The 16,375-nt window shown below is 70.7% G+C and carries 14 protein-coding genes and 1 tRNA gene; 8 read left to right on the top strand and 7 right to left on the bottom strand.

Annotated elements, in window-relative coordinates:
- Positions 1-9: 9 nt before the first annotated feature.
- The 3 genes from FHP06_RS09120 to FHP06_RS09110 form a co-directional block, all read right to left on the bottom strand.
- Positions 10-960, bottom strand: a complete 951-nt coding sequence (locus FHP06_RS09120) for a hypothetical protein (RefSeq protein WP_147686025.1) — start codon at positions 958-960, stop codon at positions 10-12.
- A gap of 56 nt (positions 961-1,016) precedes the next feature.
- Positions 1,017-2,054, bottom strand: coding sequence for a hypothetical protein (locus FHP06_RS09115; protein WP_147686023.1), 1,038 nt, complete (start codon positions 2,052-2,054; stop codon positions 1,017-1,019).
- 109 nt (positions 2,055-2,163) lie between these two features.
- Positions 2,164-4,482 (bottom strand): DEAD/DEAH box helicase, encoded by a 2,319-nt coding sequence (locus FHP06_RS09110; protein WP_147686021.1) that lies wholly within the window; start codon positions 4,480-4,482, stop codon positions 2,164-2,166.
- Positions 4,483-4,562: 80 nt separating this feature from the next.
- On the opposite strand from FHP06_RS09110, the gene FHP06_RS09105 reads away from it, so the two are divergent.
- The 3 genes from FHP06_RS09105 (at position 4,563) to topA (ending at position 10,166) form a co-directional block, all read left to right on the top strand.
- Positions 4,563-4,904, top strand: coding sequence for an STAS domain-containing protein (locus tag FHP06_RS09105; RefSeq protein WP_147686019.1), 342 nt, complete (start codon positions 4,563-4,565; stop codon positions 4,902-4,904).
- A gap of 79 nt (positions 4,905-4,983) precedes the next feature.
- Positions 4,984-7,380, top strand: coding sequence for a sodium-translocating pyrophosphatase (locus FHP06_RS09100; RefSeq protein WP_147686017.1), 2,397 nt, complete (start codon positions 4,984-4,986; stop codon positions 7,378-7,380).
- 119 nt (positions 7,381-7,499) lie between these two features.
- Positions 7,500-10,166: a type I DNA topoisomerase gene (gene topA, locus FHP06_RS09095; RefSeq protein WP_147686015.1), complete on the top strand. Its 2,667-nt coding sequence runs from the start codon at positions 7,500-7,502 to the stop codon at positions 10,164-10,166.
- 119 nt (positions 10,167-10,285) lie between these two features.
- Here topA and FHP06_RS09090 read toward each other — a convergent pair whose 3' ends face one another.
- Both FHP06_RS09090 and FHP06_RS09085 read right to left on the bottom strand, forming a co-directional pair.
- The gene (locus tag FHP06_RS09090) at positions 10,286-10,900 is read right to left on the bottom strand and encodes a TMEM175 family protein (protein WP_147686013.1); all 615 of its coding nucleotides are present in this window, start codon (positions 10,898-10,900) and stop codon (positions 10,286-10,288) included.
- 36 nt (positions 10,901-10,936) lie between these two features.
- Entirely contained in the window at positions 10,937-11,215 is a 279-nt protein-coding gene (locus FHP06_RS09085; protein WP_147686011.1) for a MerR family transcriptional regulator, read from the bottom strand.
- Between the two features lie 97 nt (positions 11,216-11,312).
- On the opposite strand from FHP06_RS09085, the gene FHP06_RS09080 reads away from it, so the two are divergent.
- From FHP06_RS09080 to FHP06_RS09065, 4 genes are read left to right on the top strand one after another with little or no spacing between them, the layout of a single operon-like run.
- Entirely contained in the window at positions 11,313-11,741 is a 429-nt protein-coding gene (locus FHP06_RS09080) for an Hsp20/alpha crystallin family protein (RefSeq protein ID WP_330999618.1), read from the top strand.
- Between the two features lie 53 nt (positions 11,742-11,794).
- The gene (tmk, locus tag FHP06_RS09075; RefSeq protein ID WP_147686007.1) at positions 11,795-12,433 is read left to right on the top strand and encodes a dTMP kinase; all 639 of its coding nucleotides are present in this window, start codon (positions 11,795-11,797) and stop codon (positions 12,431-12,433) included.
- Complete coding sequence (locus tag FHP06_RS09070) at positions 12,430-13,560, top strand: DNA polymerase III subunit delta' (RefSeq protein WP_147686005.1); 1,131 nt, start codon at positions 12,430-12,432, stop codon at positions 13,558-13,560. Before tmk ends, FHP06_RS09070 begins: the two co-directional genes overlap by 4 nt.
- Positions 13,557-15,080, top strand: coding sequence for an alpha/beta hydrolase (locus FHP06_RS09065; RefSeq protein ID WP_187271861.1), 1,524 nt, complete (start codon positions 13,557-13,559; stop codon positions 15,078-15,080). The genes FHP06_RS09070 and FHP06_RS09065 overlap by 4 nt, the downstream gene beginning before the upstream one ends.
- A gap of 3 nt (positions 15,081-15,083) precedes the next feature.
- On the opposite strand, the gene FHP06_RS09060 is transcribed toward FHP06_RS09065, so the two are convergent.
- The gene (locus tag FHP06_RS09060) at positions 15,084-15,560 is read right to left on the bottom strand and encodes a DUF937 domain-containing protein (protein ID WP_147686001.1); all 477 of its coding nucleotides are present in this window, start codon (positions 15,558-15,560) and stop codon (positions 15,084-15,086) included.
- 26 nt (positions 15,561-15,586) lie between these two features.
- A complete protein-coding gene (locus FHP06_RS09055) occupies positions 15,587-15,859 on the bottom strand; it encodes a chorismate mutase (RefSeq protein ID WP_147686688.1) in 273 nt (90 codons plus the stop codon).
- A gap of 261 nt (positions 15,860-16,120) precedes the next feature.
- Here FHP06_RS09055 and FHP06_RS09050 point away from each other — a divergent pair.
- Positions 16,121-16,196: transfer RNA gene (locus FHP06_RS09050), tRNA-Thr, on the top strand.
- Positions 16,197-16,375: the final 179 nt, after the last annotated feature.

Below are 16,375 nucleotides of genomic sequence, written 5' to 3'. Positions count from 1 at the left end.
GCGCGACGACTAGTGCGTCGTCTTCGGGTCACCTTCCGGCGCCCGGATGTAGGTGTTCAGCTGCGCCGGGCATCCGCCCTCGCAGTCGCCACCAGCCGGGTAGAAGTCCGCTCCGGACACGCACGGCCCGGCAGACTCGGGCTTGCACAGCGGCAGCAGACCCTCGTACGCGCCCGGGGCGACCTGCTTGGCCCACGACCCGTACTTCGTCCTGAACGGCTGGTCCGAGCTGTAGCAGATGCGCGTCGGCGTGTACTTGGACTTCACCGCGGTCGCGCCGTACGTCGTGTAGGTGACCTCCTTCGCCGCGGGATAGGTCACGTTCCAGACCGCGGTGTCGCCGGCTCCCGCCTTCGTGCACGAGAGCGGGACGGTCGAGAAGCCGGCCTCGATCTGGTAGTCCTGGTCGACGCCCTGGTCGTCCACCTGGATGTAGATGTCCGTGGTGCCGCTGTCCGAGGACGTGTAGTGCCCGCAGAAGGTGTCGGCGTTGCACTGGGCCGGGTACCAGGTGGATTGCCATAGCTCGTTGGACGTGCTCGGCTTGGCGACCAGGTCACCGTTGTAGTGCGCCACCACGCTGGCGCCGTCCATCAGGTCGTCGGTCAGGTGCGCCGTCACGACGGCCGTGCACCGGCGCGGGAAGAACGTGCAGTTGCCGAGCGTGGCGTTGAGGACGACCGGGTCACCGACCGACGGCGTCAGGGTGAACGTCACCGTCCCGTGCGGCGTCACCGGCCGGAACCCGACGTTCAGGATCGAGACGGTCGCCGTGAGGTGGGCGTCGCCGCCGGCCACCGCGGGAGCGGCGTCCGTGGTCAGCACGGTCTTGCTCGGAAGGAGCGCTCCGGTGGCGGAGCTCGGTGGTGCGAGTGCCACCACGCCCGCCAGGAGGAGGGAGAGCACGGCGAGGAGCCGCACCAGGGGTCTGATGTCGAGGACCTTCGTCTGAACCGTCATTCTGGGGGATTCCTTTCTCTCCCCCCGGACGTCCGCGGCCGGTTGACCGCGGTTGATCAGTGCGTGGTCTTCGGATCACCCGCCGGGGCGGAGATCGTGGTGGCGAGCTTGGCCGGCGTGCTGCCGCTCGCGGCGGTGAACGTGGCGCCGACGACGCACGGCGGCGGCACGGTCGACACAGGCGGCTGCGGCTTGCCCTTGCCGTGGTTGTGCGACGGGTCGCCGAGACCCCAGCCGTTGTCGTGGTACGGCTCGCCCTCGGTGGTGCACTGCGGGAGCACGCCCTCGTACGTCACCGGGTTGGTGCTCACCAGCGCTGCCGGCGTCCCGTCGTACGTCAGGAACGGCTGGTCGGAGCCGTAGCAGATCCGGTACGCCACGGACTGCGCGGCGATCGCGGTGTTGCCGAAGACCGTGTAGACCCCGGTCTTGCCCGCCGCCTGGTAGGTGACGTCCCAGACCGCGGTGTCGCCCGCGCCGGGCGTGGTGCAGCTGAGTCCGCTCGGGGACCAGGCGATGTGGATCTGGTAGTTCTGGTTGACGTTCTGGTCGGCCACGAGCACCTGCATGGCGGTGGTCCCGCTCGGCGAGGTGTTGCTGTCCTGGCACGCCGCGTCGGCGTTGCACTGGGTCGTGTCGACGGCCTCCTGCGTGAGCGGCGCCGACGAGCTGGCGCCCGCCAGGAGGTCGCCGCCGTAGGACGCGACGACGGTCGCACCGTTGGAGAGCGCCCCGGTCAGGTTCAGCGTCGTGACGGCCTTGCAGCTGGACGACAGCAGGATGCACCCGGTCATCGGCGCCGACTGCGTGGTCACCGGGGTGCCGGTGCTGTTGCGCGGGGTGATCGTGAACGTCACCGAGCCGGTCGGGGTGACGGGGGAGAGGCCGACGGTCACCTTGATGGTCGCGGTGAGCTGGACGGAGCCGCCGGACGGCCCCGGGTTGGCGCTCGTGGTCAGCGTCGTGGTGGTGGGCAGCAAGCCGGCTGCCGAGCTGGGGGAGGTGGCTGCGCCGAGGCCCGCGGCGACGAGAGCGGCCGACAGGGCTGCTCCCCAAGCGAGGCGGTGGCTGCGAAGGATCGTCGGGAGTGACATGCGGTTGGCACCTTTCGCTCAACCCCCCGAGCGCCGCGGTGACATGCACGGTGTCGAAATTGGACGCTACTCCCAGATTTTCGCTGGTATCAAGGGCGTGCGACGCACGTCACGGTGCCGTTGCAGAGGGCATCGGAGCACCCTCGAGAAGGGCGTCCAGCAGCAGCACCGCGCCGGCCTTGTCGAGCGGTTCGTTGCCGTTGCCGCACTTGGGTGACTGGATGCACGAGGGGCACCCGGACGGGCACTCGCACGCCTCGATCGCGTCGCGCGTGACGCGGAGCCAGCGGGCGGCGACCTCGTAGCCGCGCTCGGCGAAGCCGGCACCGCCCGGATAGCCGTCGTAGACGAAGACGGTCAGCGTGCCCGTGTCGGCGTGGATCGCGGTGGACACCCCGCCGATGTCCCAGCGGTCGCAGGTGGCCAGGAGCGGCAGCAGCCCGATGGCCGCGTGCTCGGCCGCGTGCGCCGAACCGGGCACGTCGACCGGGGCGAGTGCGTCGACGACGGCCCCTGGCTCGAGCGTCCACCACACCGCGGTGGTGCGGAGCGTGCGCGCCGGAAGGTCGAGCGGGTCCTCGCCGAGCGTGGTGCCCTGCGGCGTCCGCCGGCTGTACGACACGACCTGGTTCACCACGTCCACCGTGCCGAGGTGGATGGCGGCAGCACCCCAGCGCTGGGTGCGCTGCGACTCGACGACGGTGATCTCCGTGGTGGACCGCGCCATGGTGGTGTAGCCGGGGTCGTCCGGGCGCACGACCGCCACGCCGTCCTCGACGTCGTACTCCTGCACGACGTGCACCTCGCCCTGGTGCACGTACACCGCGCCGTCGTGGACCGTGGCGTCCGCCGAGCCCGCGTCCACCGTGCCGATCAGCCGTCCGGTGCCGGAGTCGACGATCTGCACCGGTGACCCGCCGCTCGAGCGGAGGTCGGCGAGGTCGGACGCGCGGTCGCGCCGGGTCCAGTACCAGCCCGCTGCCCGGCGGCGCAGCCAGCCGGCCTCCTCCAGGGCGGCCACGCCCTCCGCGGCGCGCGGGCCGAACAGCTCGAGGTCGGTCTCGGTCAGCGGCAGCTCGTGCGCGGCCGCGGCGAGGTGCGGGCCGAGGACGTACGGGTTGTCCGGGTCGAACACCGACGCCTCCACGGGCGCGCCGAGCAGGGCCTCGGGGTGGTGCACGAGATAGGTGTCGAGCGGATCGTCGCGGGCCACCAGCACGCCGAGCGACTCCTGGCCGGCGCGACCGGCCCGGCCCAGCTGCTGCTGCAGCGCCGCCCGGGTGCCGGGGAAGCCGACGCTGACCACGGCGTCCAGCCCGGCGACGTCGATGCCCAGCTCCAGCGCGTTGGTGCTGGCCAGCCCGAGCAGCGACCCGTCGCGCAGGCGCTGCTCCAGCTCGCGACGCTCCTCGGGGAGGTAGCCGCCGCGGTAGGTGGCCACGCTGCCCTTGAGCGACGGGTCCACCTCGTCGAGTCGTCGTTGTGCTCCGGCCGACACGGACTCCGCTCCCCGCCGCGACCGCACGAACACCAGGGTGCGGGTGCCGGCGACGACGAGGTCGGTGAGGATCTCGGCCGCCTCGGTGGTGGCGGGCCGTCGCGTCGGCGCCTGCGAGGAGTGCGCCGCCCCGACCAGCGGCGGCTCCCAGAGCGCGATCGTGCGGGCCGCGTGCGGCGACGCGTCGTCGGTGACCGCCGCGACGTCGAGCCCGGTGAGCCGCGACGCGAACGCGGCCGGCTCCGCGACCGTGGCCGACGACAGGACGAAGACCGGGTCGGCCCCGTAGTGGGCGCACACCCGTCGCAGCCGACGGAGCACGTGCGCCACGTGCGCGCCGAACACCCCGCGGTAGTGGTGGCACTCGTCGACCACGACGTACCGCAGGCCACCGAGCAGCCGGGTCCAGCGGTCGTGGCCCGGCAGCATCGAGTGGTGCAGCGTGTCGGGGTTGGTGAGCACGTAGTCGGCGTGGTCGCGCGCCCACGCCCGCTCCTCGCGGCTGTTGTCGCCGTCGACGGTGGCCGCGCGCGCCAGCGACGCGGCGGGGGCGAGCCGGCGCAGCTGGTCCGCGGCGAGCGCCTTGGTGGGCGCCAAGTACAGAACAGTGGGGGCGCGGTGGCCGTGCAGCCCGCTGCCCGCGCGACCGGCCGCGAGGGCGTCGAGCGCGGGGACCTGGAACACGAGCGACTTGCCGGACGCCGTGCCCGTGGAGATCACGACGTGCCGGCCGTCGCGCACCAGCCGCAGACCCTCCGCCTGGTGGGCCCACAGCTCCGTGACGCCGCCGCCCGAAGGGCCCTCGAACACCGCCCGGACCCGCGGGTCGACCCAGTCCGGCCACGGCTCGACGACGGCGTCCCGGGCCGGCACGCGCTGCACGTGGGTGACGCGGTCGCCGTAGCGGGTGAGGAGGTCCGCCGGATCCACGCGGCGAGTCTCCCAGACGCTCCCGACGGGACGCGCGGGAGCGCCCCGCGTGGTTCAATTCTTCAGACAGGAAGGGCGCCATGGAGCTGACGCTGAGCACGCGCACCGCCGAACCGTTCGAGATCATCGCGGTCGGCGGCGAGATCGACGTGTACACGGCGCCGCGCCTGCGCGAGTCCATCGTCTCGGCCATCGACGCAGGCCACCGCCGCCTCATCGTCGACGTCGAGCAGGTCGAGTTCCTCGACTCCACCGGCCTCGGGGTGCTGGTGGGTGCCCTCAAGCGCGTCCGCGCCGACGGCGGCTCGCTCGACATCGTCTGCACCCACGAGCGGATCCTCAAGATCTTCGAGATCACCGGGCTCGACAAGGTCTTCGGCCTGCACGCCACGGTCGAGGCGGCCGTCCAGTCGCACCGCTGACCTACCCGGTGTCGTGCCCGTCACAGTGGGCCGTTACGTTACGTCCCGGTAAGTCTTGCCTCATTCGTGGAGGAAATTCATGGTTCACGCGACGTACGTTGCGGCTGCCGAGAACCTCGACCTGAACGACGACAACACGATCCTCGTGGCCGTCGTCGCAGGCGTCGCGGTCCTCGCACTCATCCTGGCGGCGGTCTTCCGTGCCGAGGTCCTCAGGGCCAGCGAAGGCACCGAGAAGATGCAGCAGATCGGCCAGGCGGTCCAGGAGGGCGCAGCGGCGTACCTCGGCCGACAGTTCCGGACGCTGGGTCTGTTCGTCCTGCCGATCGCCGTCCTGATCTGGTTCATCCCGGATGACGACAAGGTCCAGTGGGGCCGGTCGATCTTCTTCCTGGTCGGCGCGGCGTTCTCGGCCGCCATCGGCTACCTCGGCATGTGGCTCGCCACGCGGGCCAACGTCCGCGTCGCCGCGGCCGCGCAGACCGAGGGTCGCGACCCGGCCATGAAGATCGCGTTCCGCACCGGCGGCCACGTCGGCATGATGACGGTCGGCCTCGGCCTGGCCGGTGCCTCGGCCGTCGTGCTGATCTACCAGGCCGACGCCCCCGCCGTGCTCGAGGGCTTCGGCTTCGGCGCCGCGCTGCTCGCCATGTTCATGCGTGTCGGCGGCGGCATCTTCACGAAGGCGGCCGACGTCGGCGCCGACCTCGTGGGCAAGGTCGAGCAGAACATCCCCGAGGACGACCCGCGCAACGCGGCCACGATCGCCGACAACGTCGGTGACAACGTCGGCGACTGCGCCGGCATGGCGGCCGACCTGTTCGAGTCGTTCGCCGTCACGATCGTCGCGGCGCTGATCCTCGGCTCCGTCGCCTTCGGCGAGAAGGGCCTCGTGTTCCCGCTCGTGGTCCCGGCCATCGGCGCCATCACCGCGATCATCGGCGTCTACATCACCCGCCCCCGTGCGGGCGAGGGCGGCCTCACCACGATCAACCGCTCCTTCTACCTGTCGGCCCTCATCTCGGCCGTCGGCACGGCGGTGTTCGCCTGGTTCTACCTGCCGTCGAGCTTCGACGACCTCAAGGGCATCGACCCGAGCGGCCTGATCGCCACGCTGTCCCAGGCCACCGGCCAGGGCGAGCCCGGCCTCGAGCTGTTCGGCCAGGAGACCTCGCCGCGCGTCATCGCGATTATCGCGGTGCTCATCGGCATCGCGCTCGCCGCGATCATCCTGGCGCTCACCGGCTACTTCACCGGCACGGAGACGCGTCCGGTCAAGGACGTCGGCAAGACGGCCCTCACCGGCCCGGCCACGGTCATCCTGTCCGGCCTGTCGGTCGGCTTCGAGTCGGCCGTCTACACCGCCATCACGATCGGTGCGGCCGTGTTCGGCGCGTTCCTGCTGGGCTCCGGCTCGGTCACGGTCGCGCTGTTCTGCGTGGCGCTCGCGGGTTGCGGCCTGCTGACCACCGTCGGCGTCATCGTCGCGATGGACACCTTCGGCCCGGTCAGCGACAACGCCCAGGGCATCGCGGAGATGTCCGGCGACGTCGACGAGAAGGGTGCGCAGATCCTCACCGAGCTCGACGCGGTGGGCAACACCACCAAGGCCATCACCAAGGGCATCGCGATCGCGACCGCCGTGCTGGCCGCCACCGCGCTGTTCGGCTCGTTCAGCGACGCCATCAGCGACGCGATCCAGGACTCCGGTCTGGACGCCGGCAGCGCCGCCGACATCAAGGTGGGCGAGACCTACGCGTTCAGCGGCATCCTCAACGTCGCCGATCCGTCGAACCTCGTCGGCCTGATCATCGGTGCGGCCGTCGTGTTCCTGTTCTCCGGCCTGGCGATCAACGCCGTCGGTCGCGCCGCGGGTGCGGTCGTGTTCGAGGTGCGCCGCCAGTTCAAGGAGATCCCGGGGATCATGGACGGCACCGGCCGCCCGGAGTACGGCAAGGTCGTCGACATCTGCACGCGCGACTCGCTGCGTGAGCTGGCGACGCCGGGCATCCTGGCGATCTTCGCGCCGATCGCGGTGGGCTTCGGCCTCGGCATCGGCCCGCTGGGTGCGTACCTGGCCGGCGCCATCGGCACCGGCGTGCTGATGGCCGTGTTCCTCGCCAACTCCGGTGGTGCGTGGGACAACGCCAAGAAGCTGGTGGAGGACGGCAACCACGGTGGCAAGGGATCGGAGGCCCACGAGGCCACGATCATCGGCGACACCGTCGGCGACCCGTTCAAGGACACCGCCGGCCCGGCCATCAACCCGCTGCTCAAGGTGATGAACCTGGTCTCGCTGCTCGCGGTGCCGGTCATCATCAAGTTCGCCTACGGCGAGGACGAGAACGCGTGGGTGCGGTACTCGATCGCCGCAGTGGCCGTGGTGGTCATCATCATCGCCGTCTACGTCTCCAAGCGTCGTCCGATCGCGATCGGCGACGTCCAGGAGGAGGCCCCGGCTCCGGCCACGGCCTGACCCGAGACGCGCACGAGGGGCGCACCGCGGATCCGTCCGTGGTGCGCCCCTTCGCGTCGGTCCCTTGACAGGACGGGCTACCGTATGGGCCGACCTACCCCAGGAAAGAGGCGCAGCCGTTGACCACGCTCGTCATCGTCGAGTCACCGAACAAGGTCCGCAGCATCGCGGGCTACCTCGGCGACGGCTACGTCGTGGACTCCAGCGTCGGTCACATCCGCGACCTCCCGCGGGGTGCGGACGAGGTGCCGGCCAAGTTCAAGGGCGAGCCGTGGGCCCGCCTCGGCGTCGACATCGAGAACTCCTTCGAGCCGGTCTACGTGGTCTCCGCGGACAAGAAGTCGCAGATCACGAAGCTGAAGAAGCTGCTCAAGGAGGCCGACGAGCTCGTCCTGGCCACGGATGAGGACCGCGAGGGCGAGGCCATCGCGTGGCACCTGTTCGACGAGCTGAAGCCCACCGTCCCGGTGCGGCGCATCGTCTTCAACGAGATCACCCGCGAGGCCATCCAGCGCGCCATCGCCAACCCGCGCGACATCGACATGGACCTCGTCGACGCGCAGGAGACCCGCCGCATCCTCGACCGTCTCTACGGCTACGAGGTCAGCCCGGTGCTCTGGAAGAAGGTGATGAGCGGTCTGTCGGCCGGTCGAGTCCAGTCGGTCGCCACCCGCCTCGTCGTCGAGCGCGAGCGGGCCCGCATGGCGTTCAAGGTCGCCGCCTACTGGGACCTCGAGGCCACCTTCGACGCCGGCGAGGGCGCGGACCCGCGCCAGTTCCCGGCCAAGTTGCACTCCGTGGACGGCAAGCGCGTCGCCACCGGGTCGAGCTTCGGCGACGACGGGCTCTTGAAGTCCACCGACGTCGTGCACCTCGACGCCGAGGCCGCGGGGGCGCTGGCCACCGCGCTGAACGACCAGACCTTCACGATCCGCTCGGTCGAGTCGAAGCCGTACACGCGCCGTCCGTACGCACCGTTCCGCACCACGACGATGCAGCAGGAGGCGTCCCGCAAGTTCGGCTGGGGCGCCGCGCGCACGATGCAGGTCGCCCAGCGGCTGTACGAGGGCGGCTACATCACCTATATGAGGACGGACTCCACGACGCTGTCGCAGACCGCGCTCACCGCGGCCCGCGCCCAGGTGCGCGAGCTGTACGGCGCGGAGTACCTGCCGGACGCGCCGCGCACCTACGCCGGCAAGGTCAAGAACGCCCAGGAGGCGCACGAGGCCATCCGCCCGGCGGGCGAGTCGTTCCGCACGCCGCAACAGGTCGGCCTGTCCGGCGACGAGGGCAAGCTCTACGAGCTGGTCTGGAAGCGCACCGTCGCATCGCAGATGACCGACGCCAAGGGCAACAGCGTCTCGATCCGCATCGGCGCCCACGCCACCACCGGGCAGGACGCCGTGTTCGCCGCGTCCGGCCGCACCATCACGTTCTACGGCTTCCTCAAGGCCTACGTGGAGTCCGGCGACGACCCCGACGCGCAGAACGACGACCAGCAGACCAAGCTGCCGAACGTCGCCGAGGGCGACACGGTCACCGCCGCCGAGCTCGGGTCGGCCGAGCACTCCACCAAGCCGCCGGCCCGCTACACCGAGGCCAGCCTGATCAAGGAGCTGGAGGACCGGGAGATCGGGCGCCCGTCCACCTACGCCTCGATCATCGGCACCATCCAGAACCGCGGCTACGTGTACAAGAAGGGCACGGCGCTGGTGCCGGCATGGATCGCTTTCAGCGTCGTGCGCCTGCTGGAGCAGCACTTCTCCCGTCTCGTCGACTACAGCTTCACCGCCGAGCTCGAGGACGTCCTCGACGAGGTGGCCGGCGGCCGCGAGGACCGCGTCGCCGTCCTGCAGAGCTTCTGGACCGGCGAGGGCGAGCACGACACCGGACTCAAGCGGCTCGTCGACAACCTGCCGGAGATCGACGCCCGCGGGCTCGCGACGTTCCCGATCGGCGACGACATCAACCTGCGCGTCGGCCGGTACGGGCCGTACGTCGAGGGCCCGCCGATGCTGCCGGGCGACGGCGGCGTCGACGTCCCCACCCGCGCCAACGTCCCCGAGGACCTCCCGCCCGACGAGCTCACGCTCGAGAAGGCCAAGGAGCTGCTGGCCAACCCGGCCGGCCAGGAGAAGAGCCTCGGCACCCACCCGGAGACGGGCCTGGAGCTGGTGGCCAAGAACGGCCGCTTCGGTCCCTACGTCACCGAGGCGCTGCCGGCGGACGCGCCGAAGTCGGCCAAGCCGCGCACGGCGAGCCTGTTCAAGACGATGAGCCTGGACTCCATCGGCATCGACGACGCCGTCAAGCTGCTCACGCTGCCGCGGGTCGTCGGCACCGACGTCGACGGCGTCGAGATCACCGCGCAGAACGGCCGCTACGGCCCGTACCTGAAGAAGGGCAGCGACTCGCGCTCGCTGGAGACCGAGGAGCAGCTGCTCACGCTCACCGAGGAGCAGGCCCGCGCCATCTACGCGCAGCCCAAGACCTACGGCCGTCGGGCCGCGGCCGCGCCGCTCAAGGAGCTCGGCGACGACCCGGTCAGCGGCAAGCCGATCGTCGTCAAGGACGGCCGCTTCGGCATGTACGTCACCGACGGCGAGTACAACGCCACCCTCCGCAAGGAGGACTCGCTGGAGAACATCACCGCCGAGCGCGCGCAGGAGCTGCTCTCCGAGCGCCGCGCCAAGGGCCCGGCCAAGAAGGGCGGCCGCAAGAAGGCGGCGGCCAAGAAGACGGCGAAGAAGACGACCAAGAAGGCCGCGGCCAAGAAGTCCTGAGCGGCTCAACGGGTGGGTGGTTTACCAGGTTCAGTAGGGAAACCAGCACTCCTTACGGCAAATTTGCCTTGAGATGTGCGAACTTGCCCACTGAACCTGGTAAACCAACCATGCCGACGTCAGCCGGTGGCCTCGGCCTCCCGGATGGTCCGCTCGATCCGCTGGTCGGGGATCAGCCACAGGATCGCCACGACGGCGAAGAAGCCCACCGCGAGCCACGAGGTCCACTCGCGCTCCTCGCTCCCGCTGGCCGCCGCGACGATGCCGCAGAGGTAGATGACGGGGGAGAGCTTGCCCTTGAGGTCGCGACCGACGGCTCGGCGCAGCGGCCCGTCGGGTCCCTCCGCGGCGAAGATCCGCAGCTGGAGCACGTAGTACGCGATGGCGGCGGCGATCAGGTTGATGCCGTACACGGTCGTGGGCACCCGGGCGAGGTCGGACTCGTCCATCCAGGCCGTCGTGAACGGGTAGAGCGAGAGCCAGAACAGCAGGTGGAGGTTGGCCCACAGCACGCCGGCGCTGATCCGGTCGACCAGCTGGAACATGTGGTGGTGGTTGTTCCAGTAGATGCCGATGTAGACGAAGCTCAGCACGTACGTCAGCAGGCCGATGCCGGTGGCCTCGCGGAGGTCCGCGAAGGTCTCCCCGTGCGGCACCTCCAGCTCCAGCACCATGATCGTGATGATGATGGCGAGGACGCCGTCGCTGAACGCCTCCAGTCGTGAAGTTCGCATGGGGCGATCATGCCGGTCCGGGAGGGTACGGTGCACTCACCCGTGCTGGTCGAGCCGCTCCTGCAGCCGGGCGACCTCCGCCTCGAGCGCGAGCACCTGCGCGATCCCGGCGATGTTCAGGCCGTCGGCGAGCAGGCTGGTGATCCGGTCGACGCGGGCGATGTCGTGCTGGCTGTAGCGACGCGTCCCGCCCTCGGTCCGGTGGGGATCGATCAGGCCGCGAGCCTCGTACGTCCGCAGCATCTGGGCGTTGACGCCGGTCAGCTCGGCGGCCACCGAGATGCCGAACAGTCCTTGCCTCGGGTCGAGATCCATGCTTGAAAGCCTGACACATGGTTCATATAATCTCAACCACTCAGCATAGATTTGCTCGGGAGACCGAGCACGACCGACAGGAGGCTGTGAGATGTTGATGCGCACTGATCCGTTCCGCGACCTCGACCGGTTGGCCGATGCCGTGTTCGGCACCACCGAGCGCCCGGCCGTCATGCCGATGGACGCCTACCGCCTCGACGACACGTTCGTCATCGAGCTCGAGCTCCCGGGCATCGACCCGGAGAGCATCGACCTGACCGTCGAGCGCAACGTCCTCACCGTCCACGCCGACCGCCGGCGTCCGGAGATCGACGGTGCCGAGCGCATCGTCGGCGAGCGTGCGTTCGGCACGTTCAGCCGCCAGATGTTCCTGGGCGACACCCTCGACGTCGACGCGCTCGACGCCGAGTACACCGACGGGGTCCTGACCGTCCGCATCCCCGTCGCCGAGCAGGCCAAGCCGCGCCGGATCCAGATCGGCCGCGGGTCTGCCCCGCGGCAGCTGGACGAGAAGCTCAGCGCCTGAGGAGTGGCGGCTCCCCCCGAGCGGGTGGGAGCCGCCCATTAGGCTCCCTTGCCATGGAGCCGCTCTTCACCGAACGCGGGGTGTTCATCGCCCTCGAAGGTGGTGAGGGCGGTGGCAAGTCCACCCAGGCCGAGCGGCTGGCGCGCACGCTGCGCGACCGCGGCCACGACGTCGTGCTCACCCGCGAGCCGGGCGGCACCGACGTCGGCACCGCCCTGCGGCGCATCGTCCTCGACCACGCCACCGGGGAGGTGTCGGCACGCACCGAGGCACTCATCTACGCGGCCGACAAGGCCGAGCACGTCGACACGGTGGTGCTGCCGGCCCTCGCCGCCGGCTCCGTCGTGATCACGGATCGGTACGTCGACTCCGCGCTGGCGTACCAGGGGGCGGGACGGTCCATCGACGCGCAGGAGCTCGAGCAGGTCCTGCGCTGGGCCACGTCCGACCTCCGGCCGCACCTGACCGTCGTCCTCGACGTCGACCCGCGCACGGGGCTCAGTCGCGCCGGCGACCACGACCGCATCGAGGCCGAGCCGCTCGCGTTCCACCAGCGCGTCCGCGAGCACTTCCTCGCGCTGGCCGCCGAGGACGCCCAGCACTACCTCGTGGTGCCCGGCGACGAGCAGCCCGACGAGCAGGCGGAGCGCATCCTCGCCGCCGTCGAGCCGTGGCTGGGCCAGGCACAGTGAGCGTCTGGACCGAGCTCGTCGGTCAGGAGCCCGTCGTCGAGACCCTGCAGGCGGCGCTCGCGGACCCGGCACACCTGACGCACGCCTGGCTGTTCACGGGTCCGCCCGGCTCCGGGCGCTCCAACGCGGCGCGTGCCTTCGCCGCCGCGCTGCAGTGCGAGAACGGCGGCTGCGGCGAGTGCCACTCCTGCACCACGGCCCGGTCCGGCAGCCACCCTGACATCGCGGTCATCCGCACTGACGGCCTGACCATCGGCATCGACACCGCCCGCGAGTACGTCCGCAAGGCCGCGCTCCGGCCGGCGCTCGGGCGCTGGCAGGTGCTCATCGTCGAGGACGCCGACCGGCTCACCGACCAGGCGGCCAACGCGCTGCTCAAGGCCATCGAGGAGCCGGCGTCCCACACGGTCTGGATGCTCTGCGCCCCGGCCGTCGAGGACGTCATGATCACCGTGCGGTCCCGCTGCCGTCCGGTCCTGCTCCGCACGCCGCCCACCGACGCCATCGCCGGGCTGCTGGTCTCCCGCGACGGCATCGAGCCCGAGCTCGCGCACGCCGCGGCCGCCGCGTCGCAGGGGCACATCGGCCGAGCCCGTGGGCTGGCCCGCGACCCCGAGGCCCGCGAGCGCCGCCGCGCGATCCTGGCCATACCGCTCGGCATCCGCAGCCTCGGCGACTGCCTGGCCGCCGCGCAGGCCATCAACGAGGAGGCCACGGCCCGCGCTGCCGCCATCGCGGACGTCGCCGACGAGCGGGAGACGTCCGACCTCCGTGCCTCGTGGGGCGTGGAGGAGCGTGGCCGCCGTCCCGCCGGGTACGCCGGCGAGGCCTCGCGGCTCGAGCGCGACCAGAAGCGCCGCCGCACCCGCCTGGCCCGCGACGGCATCGACGGCGTGCTGCTCGACCTGCTCGCGTTCTGCCGCGACGTCGTCGCCGTGCAGTGCGCGTCGGGAGCGCCGCTGGTCAACGCCGACGTCGCGTCCGACGTCGAGACCGCCGCCCGGATGTGGACGCCCGAGTCGACCCTCCGACGCATCGATGCGATCGTCGAGTGTCGTGAGGCGTTGGACGCCAACGCCGCTGCTCAGCTGGCCCTCGAACGCATGATGATCGGATTCCTGCCGTGACCCGTCGCCCTGCGCTGATCGCGCTCCTCCTCGCCGTCGTCCTCGTCGGTGCCGGCCTCGTCTCCTACGCGCTCGTGAGCGGTGACGACGAGGCCGCGCTGCCGAAGGCCACCGGCGAGACCGGTCCGGACGGGCTGCGGCCGTTCTACACGCAGACGGTGAAGTGGTCCGACTGCGGCGACGGACGGTGCGCCGACGTGAAGGTGCCGATTGACTACGACAAGCCCGAGGGCGAGACCACCACCGTGCGGGTCAAGGACATCCCGGCCGAGGGCAAGGGCGGCCGCTACCTGTTCGTCAACCCGGGCGGCCCCGGCGGCGTCGCCACCACGTTCGCCGACTACCTGCACGGCCAGCTCCCCGACGCGGTGCTCGACGAGTACGACATCGTCGGCGTCGACCCGCGCGGCGTCGGGGCGAGCGACCCCCTGAAGTGCTTCGGCGACCGTCGGTTCGACGACTTCGCCGCGAGCGACCCCACGCCCGACGACGCCGCCGAGATCGAGGCGTTCCGCAGCGACTACACCGAGCTCGGCAAGGCGTGCGAGCGCAAGGACGGCGAGCTCGCCGCCCACGTGTCCACCGAGGAGGCCGCGCGCGACCTCGACGTCGTCCGGGCGCTGATGGGCAGCACGACGTTCGACTGGTTCGGTGCGTCCTACGGCACCCAGCTCGGCGCCACCTACGCGACGCTGTTCCCGGAGAAGGTCGGCCGGATGGTGCTCGACGGTGCGGTCGACCCGTCGCTCAGCGCGGAGGACGGCGCCCTCGGCCAGGCCACCGGGTTCGGCCGCGCGATCCGGGCCTACGTCGAGGACTGCGTGCAGAAGAGCTCGTGCCCGCTCGGCCGCGACCCCGACGTCGCGCTGCAGCGCCTCAGCGACCTGCTCGCGTCGGCCGACGCCAGCCCGCTGCGCACCGGCGAGGACCGCAAGCTCACCGAGGGCCTGATGTTCTACGGCGTCGCCGTCACGCTCTACGACAAGAAGACCTGGCCCGTGCTGACCCAGGCGCTGCAGCTCGGCCTGCAGCGCAACGGCTCGCTGTTCCTCAAGCTCGCCGACGCCTACTTCCAGCGCGGCAGCGACGGCCACTTCGCCAGCAACATCGGCGAGTCCATCTACGCCGTCAGCTGTCTCGACACCGAGGACCACAGCACCGTCGCGGAGGTCAAGGCCAGCATCCCGCGGTTCGAGAAGGTCTCGCCGGTGTTCGGCAAGGCGCTGGCGTGGGGCGTGCTCGGCTGCGCGTCCTGGCCGATCAAGCCGACGCACCCGCAGATCCCCATCGACGCGTCGGGGTCGGAGCCGATCCTGGTGCTGGGCACCACGCGCGACCCGGCCACCCCGTACGAGTGGGCCAAGGCGCTCACCGCGCAGCTGAAGACCGGCGTGCTCGTCACGCGGGAGGGCGACGGCCACACCGCCTACGCCGCCGGCAACGAGTGCATCAACGAGAAGGTCGACGCTTACCTGGTCAGTGGGAAGGTCCCCAAGGACGGCACGGTCTGCAAGGCCTAGCGGCTAGCGACCACCCAGGATCGATCCGAGGATCGAGCCGAGGTCCGGCTGCTGCTGGGCCGCGCCGCCGCCGGCCTGACCGCCGAGCTTCTTGGCGAGGATGGCCATGACGATCGGGGCGACGACGGCGAGGATCCTCTGCGCGTCGACGCCGCTCGTGCCGTTCTTGCTGCCGATGGCGTCCGACACGTCGGGCACCTTGTCGCCGAAGACGTGCTTCAGGATGCCGCCGCCCAGCAGGCCTCCGACGAGGTCGTCGAGGTTGCTGAGCGGTTGGGCGTCGGCATGGTCGCCCAAGGCTCGCGCCAGGGAGGCGGCGCCGTCCTCGCTCTGGACGTTGTTGCCGAGGCCGCCGACCAGCGCGGGGACCGCGTCCGCGACGACGGCACGTGCCTGGGCCTGGTCGATGCCGAGCCGGTCGGCGATCGTGGAGAGGGTGTCGTCGTCGATCTCGGCGAGTACGTCGTCAGTGATGGCCATGGGGTCCTCCGATGTCGTGTGCGCGTTCAGCCGCGGATGGCCTCGTGGTGCCGGATGACCTCGTCGATGATGAAGGTCAGGAACTTCTCCGCGAAGGCGGGATCGAGGTCGGCCTCGGCTGCCAGGGACCGCAGCCGCGCGATCTGCCGTGACTCCCGCTCCGGGTCGGCCGGCGGCAGGTGGTGCTCGGCCTTGAGCTTCCCCACCCGCTTGGTGCACTTGAAGCGCTCGGCCAGCATGTGAACGAGCGCGGCATCGATGTTGTCGATGCTCGCGCGCATGTCCTCCAGCTCGGCCAGGGTCTGCTCGGTGGGCTCCACAGTCGCCGATTCTAGAGCCACCACGGTGGTCGAGTACTCCGCGCTGCGTCCTCCGATGGTGATCTCGATACGCCGCCTCGTTCCTCGGCGGCACTCGATCACCGGTGGTCCGGTGGTCGAGTGCGCCCGCGAGCGCCAGCGAGCTGGGCGTGTATCGAGACCACGTCAGCCCGATTTCGATCGAGCGGATCCCGCTAGGTAGACTCGTCGAGGTTCGGCGGGCGACCCCCGGCGGACCTTGCCGCTTTAGCTCAGTCGGTAGAGCGTTTCACTCGTAATGAAAAGGTCGTCGGTTCGATTCCGACAAGCGGCTCCACGTTCAGGGGACGAAGGTTCTGGCCGGTATCAACCGTGCTCCTCGTCATGACAAGGTCGTCGGTTCGATTCCGACAAGCGGCTCCACGTTCAGGGGACGAAGGTTCTGGCCGGTATCAACCGTGCTCCTCGTCATGACAAGGTCGTCGGTTCGATTCCGACAAGCGGCTCCACGTTCAG

It is taken from the genome of Aeromicrobium terrae, assembly GCF_008039565.1.
Lineage (GTDB): Bacteria > Actinomycetota > Actinomycetes > Propionibacteriales > Nocardioidaceae > Aeromicrobium > Aeromicrobium terrae.
The sequence above is the reverse complement of the archived record's forward strand: the minus strand, read 5'-3'. Positions and strand labels throughout refer to the sequence as shown.